We start from the raw sequence: 23,619 nt of genomic DNA, 5'->3' as shown, positions 1-23,619 counted from the left end.
CTCTTTTCACACCTTGTCTCGCGCAAAAGCAGGTTCCGGCGCGGCCGCGAGCGGAGCGTCAACAGCCCCTACAATCAGAATGGCGCGGAAATCGTTGACGTTGGTGCGGGTCGGGCCGGTGACGATCAGCTCGTCGAGGGCGGCGAAGTAGCCATAGCCGTTGTTGTTGTCCAGCTCGTCGCGGGCGCTCAGGCCCTTGATTCCGGCGCGGGCGTAGCTGTAGGGCGTCATGATGGCGCCGGCGTTGTCTTCGGAACCGTCGATGCCGTCGGTGTCGCCGGCCAGCGCGTAGACGCCGGGCAGGCCCTTGAGGCTCTCGGTGAGGCTCAGGAGAAATTCGGCGTTGCGCCCGCCGCGACCATTACCACGCACGGTGACGGTGGTTTCGCCACCGGAGAGGATCACGCACGGCGGCTTGATCGGCTGGCCGTGCAGCTGCACCTGGCGAGCGATGCCGGCATGCACCTTGGCCACATCGCGCGACTCGCCTTCCAGGTCGCCAAGAATCAGCACCGGCAGGCCGGCCGCTTCGGCCTTGGCTGCGGCGGCGTCGAGCGACTGCTGCGGGGTGGCGATCAGCTGGAAGTGGCTACGGGCGAGTACCGGGTCGCCCGGCTTGACCGTTTCCGAGCGCGGATCTTCCAGCCAGGCGCGCACGTTGGCGGGAATGTCGATGCCGTAACGGGCGAGGATGGCCAGGGCTTCGGCCGAGGTGGTCGGGTCGCCCACGGTGGGGCCGGAGGCGATCACCGTAGCCTCGTCGCCGGGCACGTCGGAGATGGCGTAGGTGTAGACGGTCGCCGGCCAGCAGGCCTTGGCCAGGCGGCCACCCTTGATCGCCGAGAGGTGCTTGCGCACGCAGTTCATCTCGCCAATGGTGGCGCCGGATTTGAGCAGCGCCTTGTTGATCGCCTGCTTGTCCTGGAGGCTGATGCCTTCGGCCGGCAGGGCCAGCAGCGAGGAGCCGCCGCCGGAGAGGAGGAAGATCACCCGGTCGTCTTCGGCCAGGTTCGACACCAGCTCCAGCACGCGGCGCGCCACGCGCTCGCCGGCATCGTCCGGCACCGGGTGGGAGGCTTCCACCACTTCGATCTTCCTGCAATCGGCGCCGTGCTCGTAGCGGGTCACCACCAGGCCGCTGACTTCGCCCTGCCACTGTTGCTCGATCACCTCGGCCATCGCTGCGGCGGCCTTGCCGGCGCCGATGACGATGACACGACCGCTGCGGTCGACAGGCAGATGATCGGCCAGTACCTGGCGCGGATGGGCAGCAGCGATGGCGGTGGCGAACAGGTCGCGCAGCAGGCGTTGCGGGTCGAAGGTCATGGCGGTGGTCTCTTGCAGATCGATTCCAGTCCGCAGATGCCGCGCGCAGCATCTGGGGAATGGAATCGACCAACCTGGCAATCGGGCCGTGACACCTCCTGCCAGGAAGGTCGAAAGGGTGGGCCAGAAGCAAAGCCCCTCTCCCTAACCCTCTCCCATAAATGGGAGAGGGGACTGGCTTGGCGTAAGCCGAAAGTCCGTGCAACGCCAAGCTGCTTGTCTCTTCCTCTCCCATTTATGGGAGGGGACTGGCTTGGCGTACGCCGAAAATCCGTGTAACGCCGAACTGCTTGTCTCCCCTCTCACGTTTACGGGAGAGGGGCCGGGGGAGAGGGCGCTCTGTTACTCGCCGCGGATATTGAAGTTGGCCATATGCTCCAGACCCTTGATCAGGGCGGAGTGGTCCCAGCCGCTGCCGCCGAGGGCCGCGCAGGTGCTGAACACCTGCTGAGCATTGGCGGTGTTGGGCAGGTTCAGGCCCAGCTCGCGTGCGCCGGACAGCGCCAGGTTGAGGTCCTTCTGGTGCAGGCTAATGCGGAAGCCCGGATCGAAGGTGCCCTTGATCATGCGCTCGCCATGCACTTCGAGGATCTTCGAGCCGGCGAAACCACCGGACAGCGCCTCGCGCACCTTGGCCGGGTCGGCGCCGTTCCTGGCAGCAAACAGCAGCGCTTCGGCCACCGCCTGGATGTTCAGCGCGACGATGATCTGGTTGGCCACCTTGGCGGTCTGGCCGTCACCATTGCCGCCGACGAGGGTGATGTTCTTACCCATGGCCTGGAACAGCGGCAGTGCGCGTTCGAAGGCGTTCGGGCAGCCGCCGACCATGATCGACAGGGTCGCGGCCTTGGCACCGACTTCGCCGCCGGATACCGGGGCGTCAAGGTAGGCGGCGCCGGTGGCCTTGATCTTCTCGGCGAAGGCCTTGGTGGCGGAGGGCGAGATCGAGCTCATGTCGATCACCACCTTGCCGCTGCCAACACCGCTGGCAACGCCGTCCGCGCGGAACAGCACGTCCTCGACCTGCGGGGTGTCCGGGACCATGACGATGATGAATTCGGCTTCCTGAGCGACTTCCTGCGGGTTGGCCAGCGCGATAGCCCCGGCAGCTACGAGGTCGGCCGGAGCCGGGTCGTGATGCTCGGAAAGGAACAGGGTATGGCCGGCTTTCTGCAGGTTCTGCGCCATGGGTTTGCCCATGATGCCGGTGCCGATAAATCCGATTTTTGCCATGAGAGATAACCTCGTCTTAAGTGTTGAATCAGATGCCGCAGAGCCCTGTAGGAGCGGGTTTACCCGCGAAGCAGACAGCGCGGTGATGGCACCGGCTGCGCCGGTGTTCGCGGATGAATCCGCTCCTACATATGCGGCCGTCAGATCACGTTGTGGCTTTTCATCCAGCCGAGGCCGGCAGCGGTGGTGGTTGCCGGCTTGTATTCACAGCCGATCCAGCCCTGGTAGCCGATGCGATCCAGGTGCTCGAAGAGGAAGCGGTAGTTGATCTCGCCGGTACCCGGCTCGTTGCGACCCGGGTTGTCGGCCAGCTGCACGTGGTTGATGGCGGCCAGGTTGCTCTCAACCGTGCGGGCCAGGTCACCTTCCATGATCTGCATGTGGTAGATGTCGTACTGCAGGTACAGGTTGGTGCTGCCGACCTTGTTGCGGATGTCCAGGGCCTGTTGGGTGGTGCTGAGGTAGAAGCCGGAGATGTCGCGGGTGTTGATGGCTTCCATCACCAGGCGGATACCGGCGCCGGCAAGCTTGTCGGCCGCATAGCGCAGGTTGTCGACGAAGGTCTTCTCGACGGTCGCGCAATCCACGCCCTGCGGGCGGATGCCGGCCAGGCAGTTGATCTGCTTGTTGCCCAGCACCTTGGCGTAGGCGATGGCCTTGTCGACGCCGGCGCGGAATTCCTCGACGCGATCCGGATGGCAGGCGATGCCGCGCTCACCCTTGCCCCAGTCGCCGGCCGGCAGGTTGAACAGCACCTGTTCCAGCTTGTTGGCGTCCAGGCGGGCCTTGATTTCTTCCACCGCGAAGTCATAGGGGAAGAGGTATTCCACGCCGCTGAAACCGGCTTCGGCGGCAGCGGCGAAACGGTCCAGGAAGTCCACTTCGGTGAACAGCATGGACAGGTTGGCAGCAAAACGGGGCATGGTGTGCTCCTTGTCGTAGCCCGGATGCAATCCGGGGCGGTGTTGCGGTCTTCCCGGATTGCATCCGGGCTACGTCGTGGTAGCCGGGTGCGCTTGGCAAGCCCGGCGTACGGATCAATCCAGCAGCGAGATGGCGGTCGGGGCGTCGACGCCGCGCTCGGCCAGTTCCTCGAACTCGTTGATGGCGTTGATCTCGGTGCCCATGGAGATGTTGGTGACACGCTCCAGGATCACCTCGACCACCACTGGTACGCGGTGCTCGGCCATCAGGCGCTTGGCTTCGGCAAAGGCGTTCTGCAGCTCGTTCGGGTCGAACACGCGGATCGCCTTGCAGCCCAGGCCCTCGACCACGGCGACGTGATCGACGCCGTAACCACCCAGCTCCTCTGCGTTGATGTTCTCGAACGCCAGCTGCACGCAGTAGTCGATGTCGAAGCCGCGCTGCGCCTGGCGAATCAGGCCCAGGTAGGCGTTGTTCACCAGCACGTGGATGTACGGCAGGTTGAACTGCGCGCCGACGGCCAGCTCCTCGATCATGAACTGGAAGTCGTAGTCGCCGGACAGCGCCACCACGTTGCGAGTCGGGTCGGCCTTGACCACGCCGAGGGCTGCCGGAATGGTCCAGCCCAAGGGACCTGCCTGGCCGCAGTTGATCCAGTGGCGCGGCTTGTACACGTGGAGGAACTGCGCGCCGGCGATCTGCGACAGACCGATGGTGCTGACATAGCAGGTGTCCTTGCCGAAGGCTTCGTTCATTTCCTCGTACACGCGCTGCGGCTTGGCCGGCACGTTGTCGAAGTGGGTCTTGCGCTGCAGGGTGCGCTTGCGCTCGCGGCAGGCTTCGACCCAGGCACTGCGGTCCTTCAGCTTGCCGGCGGCTTTCCACTCGCGGGCCACCTGGAGGAAGGCATTCAGTGCGCTACCGGCGTCAGAAACGATGCCCAGATCCGGGTTGAACACGCGGCCGATCTGCGTCGGTTCGATGTCGACGTGGATGAACTTGCGGCCCTCGGTGTAGACGTCGACCGAGCCGGTGTGGCGGTTGGCCCAGCGGTTGCCGATGCCGAACACCAGGTCGGAGGCGAGCAGGGTGGCGTTGCCGTAGCGATGCGAGGTCTGCAGGCCGACCATGCCGACCATCAGCTTGTGGTCGTCGGGGATCGCGCCCCAGCCCATCAGGGTCGGCACCACCGGTACGCCGGTCAGCTCGGCGAACTCCACCAGCTTGTCCGCCGCATCGGCGTTGAAGATGCCGCCACCGGCGACCAGCAGCGGGCGCTCGGCCTCGTTGAGCATGGCGATGGCCTTCTCGGCCTGGACGCGGCTGGTGCTCGGCTTGGCTACCGGCAGCGGCTCGTAGGCATCGATATCGAATTCGATCTCGGCCATCTGCACGTCGAACGGCAGGTCGATCAGCACCGGGCCGGGGCGGCCGCTGCGCATTTCATGGAAGGCCCGCTGGAAGGCGCGCGGCACCTGGCCGGGCTCCATCACGGTGGTGGCCCACTTGGTCACCGGGCCAACGATGCTGGTGATGTCCACCGCCTGGAAGTCTTCCTTGTGCATGCGCGCACGCGGCGCCTGGCCGGTGATGCACAGGATCGGGATGGAGTCGGCGGAGGCCGAGTACAGGCCGGTGACCATGTCGGTGCCGGCCGGGCCCGAGGTGCCGATGCACACGCCAATATTGCCGGCATTGGTGCGGGTGTAACCCTCGGCCATGTGCGAAGCGCCTTCGACGTGACGGGCCAGGACGTGATCGATGCCACCGAGTTTCTTCAGGGCGGCATACAGGGGGTTGATGGCAGCGCCGGGGACGCCGAACGCGGTATCGACGCCTTCGCGGCGCATCACCAGTACGGCTGCCTCGATTGCTCTCATTCTGGCCATGACCATTGTTCTCCGAGTCAGTGGTTTTTCTTCTTGGGAGCAAGGATGACGGCTGTACCGGTGCGGCGGAATTGTTGGATACTTCAGTTCTGTCGATACCTGGAGTACCGAATGGACCGTCATACCCTCATCCGCAGTTTCGTTCTGGTAGCCGACAACGGCAGCTTTGCCGCAGCTGCGCTGAGCGAAGGTGTCACCCCGGTGGTCATGGGGCGCCGCCTGGACGCGCTGGAGCGCCACCTGGGCGTCAAGCTGATGCATCGCTCCACACGTGGCCTGCAGTTGACCGACCTCGGTGAGCAGTACCTCGATCGCGCCCGCGCCCTGCTCAAAGACTTCGACGAGGCCGACGCCAGCGTGGCCCGTGGGGGCAGGTCGGTGCGCGGGCACCTGGTGGTATCCGCGCCTGCGGCGTTCGGCAGGCGGCATATCGCGCCTCATGCTCCGGCATTTCTCAAGCGCTACCCGGACCTGAAGCTGTCGTTCAACTTCACCGACAGCCTGGTCGACCTGGTGCGCCAGGGTTACGACATGGGCATCCGCATCGGCGAGGTGACCGATCCCAACTACGTTGCGGTCAAGCTCTTCCCCAACCGCCGCGTGGTCTGTGGTGCGCCCAGTTACTTCGAGCTGCATGGCGTGCCGCGCACCCTCGAAGACCTGGCGCGGCACAATTGCCTGGCGTTCAACCTGCAGGGGGGTCAGCAGCGTGGCTGGACCTTCCTGCGCGACGGACGCCAGGTGGCGGTGAAGGTGGCCGGCAACCTCGATTGCAACGACGGCGAACTGCTCTACGACTGGGTCAAGCAGGGGCTGGGGATCGGCTGGCGCTCGACCTGGGAAATCCAGGCGGAGTTGAAGGCCGGCGAGCTGGTCACGGTGCTCGATGATTACGAAATCCCGGCCTATGACATCCAGGCGGTATACCCACAGCAACGTTACCTGCCGGCCAAGGTGCGCTTTTTCATCGACTACCTGAAGGACATCTACAACGCGCCGGGGTACTGGGAAGTACGGGGAGGGTGAAGAGGTTATTCGATACTTGTCTTGTTTTTATCAGATAAGTTTATTGTGTACATTTTCAATTTATTTTGTTCTTTTTTGTTGAAACAATCCTTCTGTTCGGCTATTGCATAAGGCGCTTTCTCATGTCGCACGTCGTCATTGGTGCGTGCGGTGACTTCCTGTTCGGTTTTCGGAGACTCCTTATGAATGCGCTTAACCTGTCCACAGCCGTGAGCATTACCCACAACGCGCTCGCCGTCGGGCGTGAGCTTCACGCTGCGCCGCTGACGGTGGCGGTGCTGGATGCCGGCGGGCATCTGATCAGCCTGCAGCGTGAGGATGGTGCCAGCCTGTTGCGTCCGCAGATCGCCATCGGCAAGGCCTGGGGCGCGCTGGCCCTGGGCAAGGGCTCGCGCCTGATCGCCGCCGATGCGCAGCAGCGCCCGGCCTTTATCGGTGCGGTGAACAATCTGGCCCAGGGCAGCCTGGTGCCGGCCCCGGGTGGGGTGTTGATCCGTGACGCGCAGGGGCAGGTGATCGGCGCCGTCGGCATCACCGGCGACACCTCGGACATCGATGAGCAGTGTGCGGTCAGCGCGCTGGAATCTCTTGGGCTGAAGGCGGATGCGGGGGCGTAGGGAGGCTTTGCGCACCGCCTTGATCGCGGCTGCGCGATGCCCTGGATTGCATCCGGCTACGACTGTGGGAGGGGCTTCAGCCGCGACTGGGGCATTGAAGCGTCGCCGCTAAAGCGCCTCCCACGGTTTACAGGGCTGCGTAGGGTGGATGTCGCCTTTTACATCCACCAGAGGTGTATCGGTAGAGCGCGATCCATACTGAGACGGACAGTCACCTAGACGCTGCTTACCAGTTCGGAGGCCTTCGGGTCGACGTCACAGCCTTTGAGCACCAGGCGAATGATGGTCTGCGCCGCGGCTTCGTAATCGGCGTCGTCCAGGCTGGCCTTGCCGGTGACGGTGGAGATTTGCCAGTCGAAGTCGGCGTAGGTCTGAGTCGCAGCCCAGATGCTGAACAGCAGATGATGTGGGTCGACCTTTGCCATCAGGCCCTGGTCTATCCAGTGCTGGATGCAGGCGATGTTGTGTTTGGCCTGTGCGTTGAGCTGTTCGGTCTGTTCCGGTGACAGGTGCGGCGCACCGTGCATGATCTCGCTGGCGAACACCTTGGAGGCATGCGGCAGCTCGCGGGAAATGCGGATCTTCGAGCGGATGTAGGCAGTCAGGACTTCGCTCGGGTGGCCCGGCTGGTTGAAGGGGGCAGAGGCGGCCAGCAGCGGCTCGACGATACTTTCCAGGACCTCGCGGTAGAGGTTTTCCTTGGATTTGAAGTAGTAGTAGACGTTGGGCTTGGGCAGGCCTGCCTTGGCCGCGATGTCACTGGTCTTGGTGGCGGCGAAGCCCTTGTCGGCGAACTCCTCGCTGGCTGCGCGCAGGATGAGCTCTTTGTTGCGCTCGCGAATGCTGGTCATAAGGCCCTGTGTCTTCTCTGCCGCCGAGCGGCGGTCGGGCATGGTAGCACCGGCTTTGCGCGAGGCTCAAGGCAGCGGCCACGGGCTGCGCAGCGCTTAGCTGACTTGTGGGTCAAATTTCTGTGTACAGGAAATGGCTTTTCTGTTCTTATCCCGAGCAGTTACATCCATGAGCAAAAGTCTCGGCGCGCGACGCTGCAGGAGACCAACGTGAATACCAGTCAGCTCGTCGATCCCTTCGGTCGACGCATCACCTACCTGCGTTTGTCGGTGACCGACCGCTGCGATTTTCGCTGCACCTACTGCATGAGCGAAGACATGCAGTTCGCGCCGCGCGCGCAGATTCTCAGCCTGGAAGAGCTCTACGCCGTGGCCGACGCCTTCATCGGCCTTGGCGTACGGCGTATTCGCATCACCGGTGGCGAGCCGCTGGTGCGCAAGAATCTGCTGAGCCTGCTGCAGCGCCTGGGCGAGCGTGACGAGCTGGATGACCTGGCCATTACCACCAACGGTTCGCAGCTGGCCGCGCTCGCACCGCAGTTGCGTGCGGCCGGTGTACGCCGGCTGAACATCAGCCTGGATTCGCTGCGGCGCGAGCGCTTCGCCGCCTTCACCCGCCGCGACAAACTCGGCCAGGTACTGGCGGGTATCGACGCGGCGCGTGCTGCCGGCTTCGACAGGATCAAGCTCAACAGCGTGGTGCAGAGCGGGCGTAACGACGACGAGGTGCTCGATCTGGTCGAGTTCGCCATCGACCGTGGTCTGGATATCAGCTTTATCGAGGAAATGCCGCTGGGCAGCGTGGTGAGCCACAGTCGTGAGCAGACCTTCTGCTCCAGCGACGAGGTGCGCCAGCGTATCGAGCAGCGGCACTCGCTGCTGCGTAGCAGCACCGTAACCGGCGGCCCCTCGCGCTACTGGCAGGTGGTCGGTAGCGATACGCGAGTCGGCTTTATCTCGCCGCACAGTCACAACTTCTGCGGCGACTGCAATCGTGTGCGGGTCACCGCCGAGGGCAAGCTGGTGCTCTGCCTTGGCCACGACAACGCGCTGGATCTCAAGCGCCTGTTGCGCGCCCATCCGGGCGACGGTGAACGCCTGCGTCAGGCTCTGGTCGAGGCACTGCGCCTGAAGCCCGAAAGACACCACTTCGCCACCGACGAGCAGGTCCAGGTGGTGCGCTTCATGAGCATGACCGGCGGATAGTCCCGCTTTCTGATTCTCACAACAACAATAAGGAGGCTCTGCGTGAAGCCCGTACGACTGTGTCTGTTATCTACCGTTCTGATGAGCCCGAATGTCCTGGCCCAGACCTATGTGGTCGGCGTCGAGGACCTGCCGTTCGCGCCGCACTACAGCCTCGATGCCGATGGGCAATACCGTGGCTTCGCGCGTGAGGTGCTGGATGCCTTCGCCGCCGATAGCGGTGTCAGCCTGACCTACAGGGCTCTGCCGGTGGATCAACTGATGCCGGCCCTGCAGCGCGGCGAGATCGACTTCAAGTATCCCGACAGCCCGCACTGGGCCGGCGCGCAGAAGGCGGGCGTGACGTTGTATTACAGCCGGGCCGTGGTCGCCTATGTCGACGGTGTGCTGGTAGCGCCACAGCGTCAGGGCCAGGCGCTGGAGAAGGTTCATCGCCTGGCCATGGTCCAGGGCTGGACGCCGCGCGGTTACGAGCAAGCCATCGACAGCGGGCAGATCCAGCTGAGCTACAGCGACGATCTGCGCCAGATGATCCGCCAGGCCTTGAAGCAGGACACCGATGGCGCCTATTTCAATGTGGTGGTGGCCACGCATTATCTGGACAACATCCGCGCGCGGCCCGGTGCGCTGGTGTTCGATCCCAGCTTGCCGCACACCCGCGGCAGTTTTCATCTGTCGAGCCAGCGTCATCCGCAACTGATCGCCCGCTTCGATCATTTCCTCAGCGAGCGCTCGGCTCAGGTCGCGACGCTCAAGGCGAGTCACCGCGTTGAGGCCAACCTGGATAGCGAATACATGGGCGTCGAGCAATGGAAGGTGGACTTTCTCGAACGCCAGAAAGCCAAAGCCGGCGCACAGGCACCGGCTTCGTCCGCTCGATGAGGGTTCAGACGGTAGCGCGTTTCAGCGCCTGCGCCTGGCCGTGCATCAGGCCATAGTGCAGCACTGCGCCAAGCAGGGCGCCAAGCAGCCAGGCATAGCCCGACAGCTGGCTCAGTGCCGGCGCCCAGACCGAGGCGACGGAGAACACCGAGCCGATGGCGAAGGCGATCAGCGCCTTGCGGTTCCAGCCGCCATCGAAGTAGTAGGCGGAACCGACTTCAGCACTGAACAGCTGCTGCAGGTCGAGCTTGCGCCGGCGCACCAGGTAGTAGTCGGCGACGATGATGCCGTACAGCGGCGCGAGCACGGCGCCCAGAGTGTCGACGAAGGCGGCGATGCCGACGCTGCTGATAAAGGCGACCCACAATGCGCCGATGAAGAAGGCGATGCCGGCGGTGATGAAGCCGCCGGTGCGCGCGCTGATATGCGCCGGGGCCAGGTTGGCCAGGTCGTAGGCCGGCGGGATGAAGTTGGCCACCAGGTTGATGCCCACGGTCGCGGCGAAGAAGGTGAGCGCGGCGATGATGGTCAGGGTCAGGTTGTCGACGCGCGCCACGATGTCGGTGGGGTTGGTCAGCGTCTCGCCGAACACCACCACGGTGCCGGCGGTGATCACCAGGGCGATCAGCGAGAAGAACGCCAGGCTCACCGGCAGGCCGAGGAAGTTGCCGATGGTCATTTGCTTCTCGCTTTTGACGAAGCGGGCGAAGTCGCCGTAGTTGATCACCACCGCGGCGAAGTAGGCGACCATGGTCCCGACTACTGCGAAGAAGGCAGCCACCGGGCCGGCCTTGTATTCGCCCGTACCACTGAAGATGTTGCCCAGTTCACTGAGCAGGCTGGGGCCGGCCTTGTACCAGATCAGGCCCATCAGCGCGATCATCACCACGTAGACCAGCGGCCCGGCCCAGTTGAGAAAGCGGGTGATCCAGCTCATGCCGCAGACGAACAACGCCACCTGGAACAGGCAGACGATCACGTAGGACAGCCAGCCGATGGCGGTCAGGCCCATGTATACGGCCGGGTCCTGCGGTTGCAGCAGCGAATTGAGCAGCAGCGCCACCGCGGTGGAGGCGAAGTAGGTCTGCACGCCGTACCAGAAGATGGCGACGATACCGCGTACCAGGGCGGGGAAGTTGGCGCCGCGCACACCCATGCTGGCGCGGGCGAACACCGGGAAGGGAATGCCGTACTTGACGCTGGGTTTGCCGGTCAGCTGTACCAGGCCCATGACGATGAAGCCGGCAAGGACGATGCCGGCCAATACCGCCCAGCCATTTAGGCCGTAAGAGATAAACAGTGTCGCCGCCAGGGTGTAGCCGAACAGGCTCTGAATGTCGTTCGACCAGACATTGAAGATCTCGAACCAGCCCCAGGTACGTTTCTCGGGAGCCAGGGGGGCGAGATCCTCATTGTGCAGCGAGGTATCGATGTGTTTGATGCGGAAATCTTCGGCATTGGACATGGACAGCTCCCAGTTTTGTTCTTGCGCCGCGATGGCGTATGAGGAGGTTTGTCTGCAGGTTTCGTTCCGAATTTGTATTCGCGTCATGACTGAATCTGTGTATACAGTCATTTCAACAGTATTTCGGTAGGAACCTGTTTGTCTTGTACACAGAAAATTCGTTGCTGAATATGGCTTTCGGATAAATTGCACACAAAAAACAGCATTCTTGTGATCAAAAACTTGACCTTGCGGTCAGTTGCGTGCTTGCAAGGCGTTGATGAAAAAGCCGGATAAAACGGCCCGATTCCGCGCCGATGCGGTGCAGGAACGGCATGGAGCGCGGGTTTGGTGAGGAAATAATCCGAGTCCGGAAGTCGTAGAGATAGGCTGGTAAGGTGCTGGTGGAGGGCGCTGGCAAGGCGGCTCGAGGCTCTTGAAGAAACGGCGGAGCCTTACTAGGGCTCTGTCAAGGGCATGTCTTAATCAACATCTATCGGTTGCCGTTTTTTACGGCTCAAGACGCATAAAGCCTTCTTTCGTGCCTCGTTGAACATAAACTGTGGTCCGATGGTTGATTAAGGTGACCTATCATCGCCGCTGCGGTTTGGCTGTCTAAGGGGGGCGCAGCGGCAATCAGCGAAAGGGGATGTCACTGGCTTTCGCATCGGTTATCGTCCCGCCGCAGATTGGCTTGCTCGAAACGGGGGCGATCAATAACCTCGTTACTCAAATGCGCCATTATACTGAGGCACACCTCACTTCGGCTCGGAGACAGTGCAGCTTGGCCTCCAGATTCAAGGACGTGTTCGCCCATGACGACCGCTTCAATTTGGACCATGAGGCTTAGATTCCAGCATGTGCTGGTTTTGTGGCCGTTGTATAGCAGTAACCTTTGCGAAGGGGCAGTTCGTGCATCGCTGTGCGAAGCGCAGCTTTTTTCAAGGTACCGAACAGTCTCCTTCAAGTGCCGCTATCAAGCTTTTAGAGAGTGTGCGTGGTATCTTGGGCTGAACGTTAATTTGAACTAAGGTTCGCCTTGTGATCAGAGATCTTGGAATAGGTAGATTTTTGGTTACGGCAAAATGATTTTGGATTTCTATTCGTTTGTGGGCGCCTGATATTAATCTTAGTGGGCTATTTGTGTTATTTTTCATGATGTTTTAAATTCGGTAGAGGTTGATGCTATGCGTGATTTTCTTGTGTCATTGCCCAGAAGGCGCAAGCGTCTTCTGCAAGTGGTCGCTGACGTTTTTTTAGTGTGGATGGCGCTGTGGCTCTCTTTTGCTGTACGTATGGGTGATTTTTTTGCAGCTAAACCATTTGGTGGGCATGGCTGGTTGTTTCTTGCAGCGCCTCTAATCGCTTTGCCCATATTCATCAGGATGGGGATGTATCGCGCCGTAATGCGTTATGTTGGGAGCGATGCTCTAATCGCCATTGCTAAGGCTGTTTCCTTGGCTGCTCTGGTGTTGGCGCTTGTGCTCTATTGGTACCGTGGGTCGCCGGAGTTGGTGCCGCGTTCAATGATTTTTAACTATTGGTGGCTAAGTCTTTTACTGTTAGGCGGTTTGCGTCTTGCCATGCGTCAGTTCTTTATTGGTGACTGGTTGGAACCGCGAAGCCGGCATTATGATGACGAGATTGACGTGGCTAAGGTAGCGATTTATGGAGCGGGCACCGCTGGTAACCAGCTGCTGGCTGCGCTGCGGTTTAGTAGGGCGATGCGAGTAGTAGCCTTTATTGATGATGACGGGGGTGTGGCTAACCGTATGATTGCTGGTTTGCGAGTTTATACTCCTAAACATATCCAGCAGATGATTAAAGAAACTGGTGCGCAGGAGATTTTGCTGGCCATGCCTTCAATCTCTCATGCTCGTCGGCGTGAGGTTCTTGAGGCGCTTGAGTCTTATTCTTTGCATGTGCGTAGTATTCCGAGCTTTACCGACTTGGCCAGTGGGCGTGTGAAGGTTGAGGATATTCAGGAAGTAGATATATCCGATCTTTTAGGACGAGACTCGATACCGCCCCGTCAGGATCTTTTCGAACGATGTATTAAGGGGCAGGTTGTGCTCGTGACGGGCGCTGGTGGCTCCATCGGCTCGGAATTGTGCCGGCAAATTCTAGCCAGTGAAGCTCGAACGCTGTTGCTGTTCGAGCATAGCGAGTTCAATCTTTACGCTATTCACGGTGAGCTACGTCAACGTATTGAGCGCGAATCATTGCCAGTCGCGCTGATTCCAATCCTGGGATCCGTCCGTGATTTTGAGCGCTTGTTTCATGTTTTGGATACGTGGCGAGTTAATACGGTCTATCACGCGGCTGCCTACAAGCATGTACCTATGGTCGAGCATAACATTGCGGAAGGCGTACTCAATAATTTAGTCGGAACGCTTAATGCCGCGCAAGCTTCAATCAAGGCGGGCGTTACAAATTTTGTACTGATCTCAACTGATAAGGCTGTACGACCTACCAATGTCATGGGAAGTACTAAGCGTTTAGCTGAGATGGTTCTACAGGCTCTGAGTCGGGAAGCCGCTCCGCTACTTTTGGGGCAAGATCGAGGGGTCTATCAACTAAATAAAACGCGCTTTACGATGGTTCGCTTTGGTAATGTGCTGGGTTCTTCTGGGTCGGTTATTCCGTTGTTTAGGGAGCAAATTAAGTACGGCGGACCGGTAACTGTCACCCATCCAAATATTACTCGTTATTTTATGACCATTCCTGAGGCAGCACAGCTCGTTATCCAAGCCGGTTCGTTGGGGCAAGGGGGGGACGTGTTTGTGCTGGATATGGGCGAGCCTGTAAGAATTGCTGATCTTGCGGAGAAAATGATACGCCTTTCTGGGCTGAGCGTGCGAAATGAGTGTAACCCTGTTGGTGATATTTCCATCGAATTTACCGGCCTCAGGCCTGGTGAGAAACTTTACGAGGAATTATTGATCGGTGAGGATGTGAAACCCACTGAGCATCCTATGATCATGCGCGCTGAGGAGGATATGTTATCTTGGGACGAGCTCAAGGCCCGTTTGCAGGAGCTGCTCGCTGCAGTCGGTCGTGATGACTATACTCTAGTACGCACTCTACTTCGCGAAATTGTGCATGGTTATGTGCCTGAGGGTGAAATTGTTGACTGGATTCATCTAAGAAGCAAAGAACGTTAAGGTAGAAACGGGCTGTGTTTGGCTTCGCCGGCTTTCAATAGAGATTGTAAGTCTCAATTTTTTTAAGTGGCTCTGTAATTTGTGTAATTTTAATAACCGCATGATATAAGTGAGCGGATTAGCCCAGTAATAATTTTGTGCTGGCGCATTTACCTTAGGTTCATGTTCTGATCCATCTGAGATGGAACTCTGCCGGGCCAGCTAGCGTACTGGCTGCTCTGATCTTATGAACTAGCACCTGCTGCGGTTGCCTAGTTGTTCGTGGGCAATCTTCGGCGACTTGATAATCAGTTTAGCCTCCGGCTTGGCAGAAAGCGCCTAACCGATTGCTTGCCTTGCATGCAGATCCAGCGGCACCGTCAGGTAATGCCAGTGGCTTATGCTTGGATGTGTGAGTGATGTCGCCACATCGGATCTAATTGCCGTGTTCGGAGCCAAGCTGGCGGTTCAGCCCGTTTGGGATGCCTAGCCACTAACCTTAGGCTGCTTGTAGGCCTGCGAGCCTGGTCGTTGCTGATCAAGCCAGGCTCTTGCATCAACCGACGCGCACGAAAGTGGATAATGCTGACGCGGTCTTGCGCAGCGTGTTCAGAATGCTACGGCCAGCAGGGCCACGGTCTGGTTGAGCAGTTAGATTGATTTGGCTGCGCAGTGCAGCGCGAAGTGCATCAACTTGGCGGCGCGAAGGCGACGTAGCCGCGAGACCTTAGTCGAAGGCTGATTCCCCCCGCTCCCGCTCGCTTATTGGCTAGCGGCGCGTACGATTCAACTCACCCGTAGGTATGAAATGCAACTTCATGATCTTACGAAGCTGCCTCATCAAGCTCATAGCTCAGTAGGATGTTTACTTCAAGTGGTTGACTTTTCTTTTTTAATCAGTAACATACGCCTTATGTTCCGCGATAGCTCAGTCGGTAGAGCAAATGACTGTTAATCATTGGGTCCCTGGTTCGAGTCCAGGTCGCGGAGCCAAATTAAAAACGCAGCACTAGGTCTTAGCGTGCGAGTGTGTAGTGTTTGCTGCCGTGGATGCAGACGCTACTCTTATTTCAGATATAACCATGCGACGCGCAATCTCTAGCGCGTCGTGTGCCAGTATTTTCTGCATGCGGCGGTGTATCGCTCAACCGACAAAGGCGCGCGAATCGCGAATAGAGTTCGAGCGCAATCTATGTCGACCGCGCGCATGCCTCATTGCCGCCAACTCTGCCTTGATTCGGTTTGGCCGTTGACCTGTCCCCATCACGGTGCATTGTACTGAGCTCCTTGCTCAGGCGCCGACTCGCCTTCTCTCTCGCTGAATGGCTAGCGCCTTTTTAAGACTTCGCGCTCTAGGGTGAGCCAGTTGTTGGCGTAGACGGCGCTGTCACGTGTGCTCCCCACGCTGCCTGCTGTTACCCCGAGAGGTATCATCACCTTGCTGCCTTCCATTCGCCAAATAGGCTTTTAGCGATCTACGGCGTCTCGGCTACTTGACAAAGCGGCGTAGCGGCAAGGGCCTGGTCTACTGCCTCGCGTTTGAAGGATTCGGGAAACGTCGTATGGTCATGAACACTCTTGCATAGTCGGTCTGAGCATTAGTCGGGGCAAGATCGTAGTCAGTTGGCCCTCTCACAAATGCCGGTCGCAGAGAGGGCGCAGCGGTGAGCCGCTGCGCCTTTTGTTTCAACGGTTGAAGCGTTCGACCAGTGCGTATTGGCCCTGTGCAGTTTTGGTCAGGGCTTCGCTGAGTTTGGCGGTGCTTTGCGCTTCGCCTGCGGTCTGGTCGGCCAGTTGGGCGATGGTGGTGATGTTCTGGTTGATCTCGTCGGCCACGGCGCTTTGTTCTTCCGCCGCCGCAGCGATCTGGTTGGCCATGTCGGCGATGTTGGCGACCGAGTCACTGATACCGGACAGTGCCTGATCGGCTTTGAGGACGCGTTCGACGCCTTCGTCGGCCTGTTTGCGGCCGATTTCCATGGTCAGTACGGCCTCTTCGGCAGTACGTTGCAGTTTGGCGATCAGGCCGTGAATCTGTTCTGTGGATTCGGCGGTGCGCTGGGCGAGGGAACGAACCTCGTCGGCCACCACGGCGAAGCCGCGGCCCATTTCGCCGGCACGTGCGGCTTCGATGGCGGCGTTGAGAGCGAGCAGGTTGGTCTGATCGGCAATGCCCTTGATCACGTCGACCACACCGCCGATCTCGTTGCTGTCCTGGGCGAGGCGGGTGACGGTTTCCCCGGTATTACCCACCGATTGCGACAGGCGCTGGATGGCTTCGCGGGTTTCCGCGGCGATGGTGCGGCCTTCGCCGGTCAGGCGGTTGGCTTCCTGAGTGGCGATGGCGGTGCGGGCAACGTTGCTGGCCACTTCCAGGGTGGTGGCAGCCATTTCGTTGACTGCCGTGGCGACCTGCTCGGTCTCCTGGCGCTGGCGCTCGAGGCCATCGGAACTGTTGTGCGCCAGCTGGTCGGCTTCACGCGCCTGCTGGGTCAGTTGCTCTGCAGTGTCCTGCAGGCGGGTGAGACAGGTTTTCAGGCGCGCATTCTGGCTGAGCATGGCCATTTCCAGGCGCGCTTCGGCGCCGCGGCTGTCGGTGTACATCTGCGCGATCAATGGATCGGAAGTGGTTTGCTCGGCCAGTTTCAGCAGGCGCTTGATGCCGCGGGTCTGCCAGGCTATGCCGGCCAGCCCCAGCGGGACGGAGAGTATGGCAGCAAGGATGAAGCCCCAGTTGCTGCCGATCCAGTGACCGATCATGAAGCCGATCTGGCTGACCAGAATGAAGGGCATCCACGCCTGTACGACGGGCAGCCACTGATTGCTGGCAGGCACGGCCGATTTGCCGGCATTGACACGTGCATACAGCGCTTCGGCGCGGCGCACCTGTTCGGCTGTAGGTTTGACGCGGACGGATTCGTAACCGACGACCTGATTGTTCTCGGTCATCGGGGTGACGTAGGCGTTGACCCAGTAGTGGTCGCCATTCTTGCTGCGGTTCTTGACGATACCCATCCACGGGCGACCGCTTTTCAGGGTCGTCCACATGTGGTCGAACACGGCGGACGGCACGTCCGGGTGGCGCACGATGTTGTGCGGCGCGCGCATCAGCTCTTCGCGGCTGAAACCACTGATTTCGACGAAGGCGTCGTTGCAGTAGGTGATCTGGCCCTTGAGGTCGGTAGTGGATATCAGACGTTGTTGTGCAGGAAAAGTACGCTCACGCTGGGTGACCGGCTGGTTGTTACGCATGGCAGGTATCCGTCGTTGTAATGCCCCTGTCATCGGCCGCCGAGCGGCAAAGTTGAGGGCTGAATCCGTTTTCGCGAGTGTAATCGCTTTGTGACTGGCGTCACATTTTGTCGCGACGTCGGCCATCCATGGCCCGACGGAGGCTGGCATGCCCTGCTACCGCGATAGCAGGGCGGGTGTATCAGTTGGCGATCATCTGACGGAGCACGTAATGCAGGATGCCCCCTGCCTTGAAGTACTCGACTTCGTTGAGGGTGTCGATGCGGCAGAGCACTTCGACTTCCTCATGCTGGCCGTCTTCACGGGTGATGATCAGCGTCAGCGGCATCTGCGGGCGCAGCTCCACGCCTTCCAGCCCTTCGATGGCCAGCACTTCCTTGCCGGTCAGTTTCAGGCTGTTGCGGTCGGTGCCGGGATTGAACTGCAGCGGCAGCACGCCCATGCCCACCAGGTTGGAACGGTGGATACGCTCGAAGCTCTCGGCGATCACTGCCTTGACCCCCAGCAGGTTGGTGCCCTTGGCCGCCCAGTCGCGACTGGAGCCGGTGCCGTATTCCTTGCCGGCGATGATCACCAGCGGCGTGCCTTCGGCCTGGTAGCGCATGGCAGCGTCATAGATCGCCAGTTTCTCGCCGCTGGGCACATGCAGGGTGTTGCCGCCTTCTTCGCCGCTGAGCATTTCGTTGCGGATGCGGATATTGGCGAAGGTGCCGCGCATCATCACTTCATGGTTGCCGCGGCGTGAGCCGTAGGAGTTGAAGTCGGCCTTGTCCACGCCATGGTCACGCAGGTAGCGCCCGGCCGGGCTGTCGGCCTTGATGTTGCCGGCCGGCGAGATGTGGTCGGTGGTCACCGAGTCGCCGAGCAGGGCGAGGATGCGTGCCTGGCGGATATCGGTGATGCGTGGCGGGTCGCCGGCGATGTCCTCGAAGAACGGCGGATGCTGGATATAGGTGGAGTCGCCCTGCCAGGCATAGGTGTCGGCCTTGGGCACGTCGATCGCCTGCCACTTTTCGTCGCCGGCGAAGACCTCGGCGTATTCCTTGCGGAACATGGCGGTGTCGACCTGGGCGATGGCCTGGGCAATCTCGTTCTGGCTTGGCCAGATGTCCTTGAGGTACACCGGCTGGCCGTCCTTGCCGGTGCCGAGGGCGTCGCGGGTCAGGTCAATGCGCACGCTGCCGGCCAGCGCATAGGCCACCACCAGGGGTGGTGAGGCCAGCCAGTTGGTTTTCACCAGCGGATGCACGCGGCCCTCGAAGTTGCGGTTGCCGGACAGTACCGAGGCGACGGTCAGGTCGGCCTGGGCGATGGCTTTCTCGATGGGCTCGCGCAGCGGGCCGGAGTTGCCGATGCAGGTGGTGCAGCCGTAGCCCACCAGGTCGAAGCCGAGTTTCTCCAGATAGGGCGTCAGACCGGCTGCATTGAAGTACTCGGTGACCACCTTGGACCCGGGTGCCAGGGAGCTTTTCACCCAGGGTTGGCGCTGCAGACCTTTCTCCACCGCCTTCTTGGCCAGCAGGCCGGCGGCCATCATCACGCTGGGGTTGGAGGTGTTGGTGCAGGAGGTGATGGCTGCGATCACCACCGCGCCATCTTTCAGACGATGGGTATGACCCTCGTCCTCGTAGTCGATTTCGCCGCTCTGCTTGTCGCCGCCCACGGCGGTACCGCCGCCGCCTTCGCTGAGCATACGGCCTTCTTCCTTGGCGCTCGGCTTGAGCTGCAGGCCGACGAAGTCGTCGAAAGCCTGGCCGACCTGGCCCAGCGAGACGCGGTCTTGTGGGCGCTTGGGCCCGGCCAGGCTGGCTTCGACGCTGCCCATGTCCAGGCTCAGGCTGTCGGTGAACAGCGGCTCGTCGCCGGGTTCGCGCCACAGGCCCTGGGCCTTGCTGTAGGCCTCGACCAGCTGCACGGTGGCATCCGGGCGGCCGGACAGGCGCAGGTAGCCAAGGGTGATTTCATCGACCGGGAAGAAGCCGCAGGTGGCGCCGTACTCGGGGGCCATGTTGGCGATGGTGGCACGGTCGGCCAACGGCAGGTCGGCCAGGCCGTCACCGTAGAACTCGACGAATTTACCCACCACGCCCTTCTTGCGCAGCATCTGGGTGACGGTGAGCACCAGGTCGGTGGCGGTGATGCCTTCCTTGAGTTTGCCGCTGAGCTTGAAGCCGATCACCTCGGGAATCAGCATCGACACCGGCTGGCCGAGCATGGCCGCTTCCGCCTCGATGCCGCCGACGCCCCAGCCGAGTACGCCGAGGCCGTTGATCATGGTGGTGTGCGAGTCGGTGCCGACCAGGGTGTCGGGGAAGGCGAGGGTGGTGCCGTCTTCTTCCTTGGTCCATACCGTGCGCGCCAGGTACTCGAGGTTGACCTGGTGGCAGATGCCGGTGCCCGGTGGCACCACGCTGAAGTTGTCGAAGGCGTGCTGACCCCAGCGCAGGAAGGCGTAGCGCTCGCCGTTGCGCTGCATTTCCAGCTCGACGTTGTCGTGGAAGGCGCTGGAGGAGGCGTAGCGGTCGACCATCACCGAGTGGTCGATGACCAGATCCACCGGTGACAGCGGGTTGATCCGCTGCGGATCGCCACCGGCCTTGGCCATGGCGTCGCGCATGGCGGCCAGGTCGACCACCGCTGGCACGCCGGTGAAGTCCTGCATCAGCACGCGCGCCGGGCGGTACTGGATCTCGCGGTCGGAGGCGCGCTTGTCCAGCCAGTCGACCATGGCTTGCAGATCCTGCGGCTGTACGGTCTTGCCGTCTTCGTTGCGCAGCAGGTTTTCCAGCAGCACCTTGAGCGACTTGGGCAGGCGGTCGATGTTGCCGAGGCGCTGGGCGGCTTCGGGCAGGCTGAAATAGTGGTAGGTGGCGTCGCCGATTTTCAGTTCGCGGCGGCAGTTCAGGCTATCGAGGGAGGGCATTGCACATCTCCTTGGGCCCGCACGGTTCGGGCTGTGTCTGATGGCGGCAGACCTTCAAGCTAGTTCGGCTTGGGCGGTCTGGCTAGCGCATATCCTTTATCGGTTGCTATGCACGGCGCGGAATGGATGGCCGGAATTCATCGAGAAGCGATGATGGCGGTTCCGTATCCGCTGGCAGCGCATATGTAGCTGGACAGGTTTAGCGGCTCGGGGTTCCGGTCTCGGGTATCATGCGCGCCTCGAGGAGACCCTTTGATGAATACCCTGTTTCTGCATTGCCGCCCCGGTTTCGAAGGGGAGGTTTGCGCCGAGATCACCGACCTTGCGGCGCGTCTGGATGTGCCGGGCTACTCCAGGGCCAAGCCCGGCAGCGCCTGCGCCGAGTTCGTCTGCAGCGAGGCGGCTGATAGCGAGCGGCTGATGCGCAGCGTACGTTTCAATCAGCTGATTTTCCCCAGACAATGGGCGCGCGGCGCGTTCGTCAGCCTGCCGGAAAGTGATCGTATCAGCGTGTTGCTCGACGCCCTGGCCGACTATCCCGTGTGCGGCAGTCTGTGGCTGGAGGTGGTCGATACCAACGAGGGCAAGGAAGTCTCGACCTTTTGCAAGAAGTTCGAAGCGCCGCTGCGCAAGGCACTGCTCAAGGCCGGCAAGCTGGTGGATGACGCGAAGAAGCCGCGCCTGCTGCTGACCTTCAAGAGCGGCCGCGAGGTGTTCGCCGGTATCGCCGAGGCGGACAACCAGGCAATGTGGCCCATGGGCATTCCGCGTCTGAAGTTTCCGCGCGAGGCGCCGAGCCGTTCCACGCTCAAACTGGAGGAGGCCTGGCACCATTTCATCCCGCGTGAACAATGGGATCAGCGCCTGGCGCCGGGCATGACCGCCGTCGACCTGGGCGCGGCCCCCGGTGGCTGGACCTGGCAGCTGGTCAATCGGGAGATTCGCGTGACTGCCGTGGACAACGGGCCGATGGCCGAAAGCCTGATGTATTCCGGCTTCGTCGTGCACCAGCGCGCCGATGGCTTTACCTTCCGCCCGCGCCATCCGGTGCACTGGATGGTCTGCGACATTGTCGAGAAGCCGGCGCGAACGGCGGCGATGATCGAAACCTGGCTGGGTGAGGGGCTGTGCCGCGAGGCGGTGGTCAACCTCAAGCTGCCGATGAAGCAGCGTTACGCCGAAGTGCGGCGCCTGCTCGATCGCATCGAGTCGGGGCTGGCCGAGCGCGGTCTGAAGGTCGGCATCGGCTGCAAGCAGCTGTATCACGATCGTGAGGAAGTGACCTGTCATCTGCGTCGTCACGGCAAATAACGGAGTGAACCGGGCGCGGACATTCGTCCGGCCCGGACTCCCGCGTCGCTTTGGGCTCCACCCGAAGCTGGCGTGCGAACCCTCCATGATTCGCCGGAGCGCAGGCACTTTGCCGCAGTTGGCAGGCATGCGCTGCCCATCCAAGGTTGTGCGCGCGGGGTGACCTGGAGGTCAGCTTTGCGCGACAATGCGCGCCTGCCTGTGGAGCCCCCTATGTCCGAAGCCCTGACCCTCAACCACGATGACCTGCTCGACGCCAGCGGCCTGAATTGTCCGGAGCCGGTGATGATGCTGCACAACAAGGTGCGCGACCTGTCGCCGGGCGGCTTGCTCAAGGTGATCGCCACCGACCCCTCGACCCGCCGTGACATTCCCAAGTTCTGCGTGTTTCTCGGCCATGAACTGCTCGGTCAGGCCGAGGAAGACGGCACCTATCTGTACTGGATTCGCAAGAAGGCCGATTAGGCTGGGTTGAACGTGTGACCCCTTAAGGCTCCACGTCGCGTTCCGCGCTATTCCATCCCGCCTGTCCCGGCGCCAGACCGCAACTGTTCAGTAGCTTCTGCCAGGCCCTGACATGGCGCGCCGTGGCCGCGCGAAAATCCTGCCATAACGAATCCTGCTCGCCAGCCAGCCGCTGCAGATGTTCGCCGGTAGCTGGCGGAATGCCCTCTATACGCTGCAGTTGCAGCAACACCGCCTGCCATTGCTGGCCGCGCTGGTCGACCTGTGCCAGATAAGGCTGCAGGCCGCCGGCGTAGAACTTGATGAAGATGTTCTGCAGGATGCGCCCGCGCGGGGTCGCCTGGCCCAGTGGGCAAAGCGGGCGATTTTGTTGGCGTTGCTCGAGCATTTCGCTGCCGGCGTCGAGCGTGTGGCGCAGGCTGGCCAGGCTGGTGATCAACTGGCTGCCCTGTTCGCTGGCATAGAGGGCGAAGAACAGCGGTTCCAGCTCCCCGGCGCTCGGTGGTAACTGTGCCGGTATGCCGGCGCCGATGCTGGCCAGCCGCTGCAAGGCGTCCAGTGCCGCGCTGTCTTCCTGGCTGTCGACCGGCAAGGCCTGGTCGGTAAAACGCAGGTAGTTCTCGAACTCCGGGCTGCCGTTCAGGGCATTCCAGAACACCGCTGGCAGTTGCTGGCGCTTGTCGCTGGCCAGGCGCTGCAGAGTGGCCTTGAGGCTGGAGTCGTCCTGCAGATGCGGCAGGCAGTCATCGATGGCACGCAGCAGGTCGCCTTCGTAGCCCAGGCGCTGGCTGGGCATCAGTTGCTTGCCCAGGCTGCTGTTGCGCTGGCTGATCAACTGCTGCAGATGCGGACAGCGCCGCGCATCGATGACCAGATCGAGCAGGCCGATGCGCAGTTCCGGCAACTCCAGCAGGCGCTCGCGGCGTGGCGGTAAACGATATTGGCTGGCGCTGCGGCTGTCGAAAGTGGGGAAGTCGGCCGCATCGAGCGAGCGCTGCAGACGTGCGAGGTAATCGTTCTGCAGGGCCAGGCCGTCGTTGGCCGGGCCGCAGCCAGCGATCAGAAGGAAGCAGAGGAGCAGGGCAGGTCGGATCATCTGCTCAGTCTAGAGAGGATGCCCGACCTAT

Annotated in this window: 16 protein-coding genes and 1 tRNA gene; 8 read left to right on the top strand and 9 right to left on the bottom strand. The window is 61.4% G+C overall.

Annotated features, from left to right (window positions below):
• Positions 1–6: 6 nt before the first annotated feature.
• The 4 genes from GYB81_RS09760 to gcl form a co-directional block, all read right to left on the bottom strand.
• Positions 7–1,326, bottom strand: a complete 1,320-nt coding sequence (locus GYB81_RS09760; RefSeq protein WP_161865619.1) for a glycerate kinase type-2 family protein — start codon at positions 1,324–1,326, stop codon at positions 7–9.
• 342 nt (positions 1,327–1,668) lie between these two features.
• Positions 1,669–2,559, bottom strand: coding sequence for a 2-hydroxy-3-oxopropionate reductase (locus GYB81_RS09755; RefSeq protein WP_161865620.1), 891 nt, complete (start codon positions 2,557–2,559; stop codon positions 1,669–1,671).
• 140 nt (positions 2,560–2,699) lie between these two features.
• Positions 2,700–3,482, bottom strand: coding sequence for a hydroxypyruvate isomerase (hyi, locus tag GYB81_RS09750; protein WP_161865621.1), 783 nt, complete (start codon positions 3,480–3,482; stop codon positions 2,700–2,702).
• A gap of 114 nt (positions 3,483–3,596) precedes the next feature.
• Entirely contained in the window at positions 3,597–5,372 is a 1,776-nt protein-coding gene (gcl, locus tag GYB81_RS09745; RefSeq protein WP_161865622.1) for a glyoxylate carboligase, read from the bottom strand.
• 111 nt (positions 5,373–5,483) lie between these two features.
• On the opposite strand from gcl, the gene GYB81_RS09740 reads away from it, so the two are divergent.
• Together GYB81_RS09740 and GYB81_RS09735 are read left to right on the top strand one after the other, a co-directional pair.
• A complete protein-coding gene (locus tag GYB81_RS09740) occupies positions 5,484–6,398 on the top strand; it encodes a LysR family transcriptional regulator (RefSeq protein ID WP_013715037.1) in 915 nt (304 codons plus the stop codon).
• Positions 6,399–6,580: 182 nt separating this feature from the next.
• Positions 6,581–7,015: a GlcG/HbpS family heme-binding protein gene (locus GYB81_RS09735; protein ID WP_161865623.1), complete on the top strand. Its 435-nt coding sequence runs from the start codon at positions 6,581–6,583 to the stop codon at positions 7,013–7,015.
• Positions 7,016–7,230: 215 nt separating this feature from the next.
• Here the strand turns inward: GYB81_RS09735 and GYB81_RS09730 are convergent, their stop codons facing one another.
• The gene (locus tag GYB81_RS09730; protein ID WP_161865644.1) at positions 7,231–7,866 is read right to left on the bottom strand and encodes a TetR/AcrR family transcriptional regulator; all 636 of its coding nucleotides are present in this window, start codon (positions 7,864–7,866) and stop codon (positions 7,231–7,233) included.
• Between the two features lie 210 nt (positions 7,867–8,076).
• Here GYB81_RS09730 and moaA point away from each other — a divergent pair, with 210 nt between their 5' ends.
• Both moaA and GYB81_RS09720 read left to right on the top strand, forming a co-directional pair.
• Positions 8,077–9,072, top strand: a complete 996-nt coding sequence (gene moaA / locus GYB81_RS09725) for a GTP 3',8-cyclase MoaA (protein ID WP_161865624.1) — start codon at positions 8,077–8,079, stop codon at positions 9,070–9,072.
• 42 nt (positions 9,073–9,114) lie between these two features.
• Positions 9,115–9,954, top strand: coding sequence for a substrate-binding periplasmic protein (locus tag GYB81_RS09720; RefSeq protein WP_161865625.1), 840 nt, complete (start codon positions 9,115–9,117; stop codon positions 9,952–9,954).
• A 4-nt stretch (positions 9,955–9,958) separates the two neighbouring features.
• Here GYB81_RS09720 and GYB81_RS09715 read toward each other — a convergent pair whose 3' ends face one another.
• Positions 9,959–11,419, bottom strand: a complete 1,461-nt coding sequence (locus GYB81_RS09715; protein WP_161865626.1) for an NCS1 family nucleobase:cation symporter-1 — start codon at positions 11,417–11,419, stop codon at positions 9,959–9,961.
• A gap of 1,166 nt (positions 11,420–12,585) precedes the next feature.
• On the opposite strand from GYB81_RS09715, the gene GYB81_RS09710 reads away from it, so the two are divergent.
• Together GYB81_RS09710 and GYB81_RS09705 are read left to right on the top strand one after the other, a co-directional pair.
• The gene (locus GYB81_RS09710) at positions 12,586–14,562 is read left to right on the top strand and encodes a polysaccharide biosynthesis protein (RefSeq protein ID WP_161865627.1); all 1,977 of its coding nucleotides are present in this window, start codon (positions 12,586–12,588) and stop codon (positions 14,560–14,562) included.
• A gap of 896 nt (positions 14,563–15,458) precedes the next feature.
• Positions 15,459–15,534 (top strand) — tRNA-Asn (locus GYB81_RS09705).
• 693 nt (positions 15,535–16,227) lie between these two features.
• Here the strand turns inward: GYB81_RS09705 and GYB81_RS09700 are convergent.
• Both GYB81_RS09700 and acnA read right to left on the bottom strand, forming a co-directional pair.
• Positions 16,228–17,793, bottom strand: a complete 1,566-nt coding sequence (locus tag GYB81_RS09700) for a methyl-accepting chemotaxis protein (RefSeq protein WP_161865628.1) — start codon at positions 17,791–17,793, stop codon at positions 16,228–16,230.
• Positions 17,794–17,974: 181 nt separating this feature from the next.
• Entirely contained in the window at positions 17,975–20,716 is a 2,742-nt protein-coding gene (gene acnA / locus GYB81_RS09695; protein WP_161865629.1) for an aconitate hydratase AcnA, read from the bottom strand.
• Positions 20,717–20,971: 255 nt separating this feature from the next.
• Between acnA and rlmM the strand changes: the two genes are divergently transcribed.
• Both rlmM and tusA read left to right on the top strand, forming a co-directional pair.
• Positions 20,972–22,027: a 23S rRNA (cytidine(2498)-2'-O)-methyltransferase RlmM gene (rlmM, locus tag GYB81_RS09690; protein ID WP_161865630.1), complete on the top strand. Its 1,056-nt coding sequence runs from the start codon at positions 20,972–20,974 to the stop codon at positions 22,025–22,027.
• 213 nt (positions 22,028–22,240) lie between these two features.
• Entirely contained in the window at positions 22,241–22,492 is a 252-nt protein-coding gene (gene tusA, locus GYB81_RS09685) for a sulfurtransferase TusA (protein WP_003460892.1), read from the top strand.
• Between the two features lie 22 nt (positions 22,493–22,514).
• Here tusA and GYB81_RS09680 read toward each other — a convergent pair whose 3' ends face one another.
• A complete protein-coding gene (locus GYB81_RS09680; protein WP_161865631.1) occupies positions 22,515–23,588 on the bottom strand; it encodes a DUF3080 domain-containing protein in 1,074 nt (357 codons plus the stop codon).
• Between the last annotated feature and the right edge of the window lie 31 nt (positions 23,589–23,619).

Origin of the sequence: Pseudomonas yangonensis (genome assembly GCF_009932725.1) — a bacterium.
GTDB lineage: Bacteria > Pseudomonadota > Gammaproteobacteria > Pseudomonadales > Pseudomonadaceae > Aquipseudomonas > Aquipseudomonas yangonensis.
The sequence above is the reverse complement of the archived record's forward strand: the minus strand, read 5'-3'. Positions and strand labels throughout refer to the sequence as shown.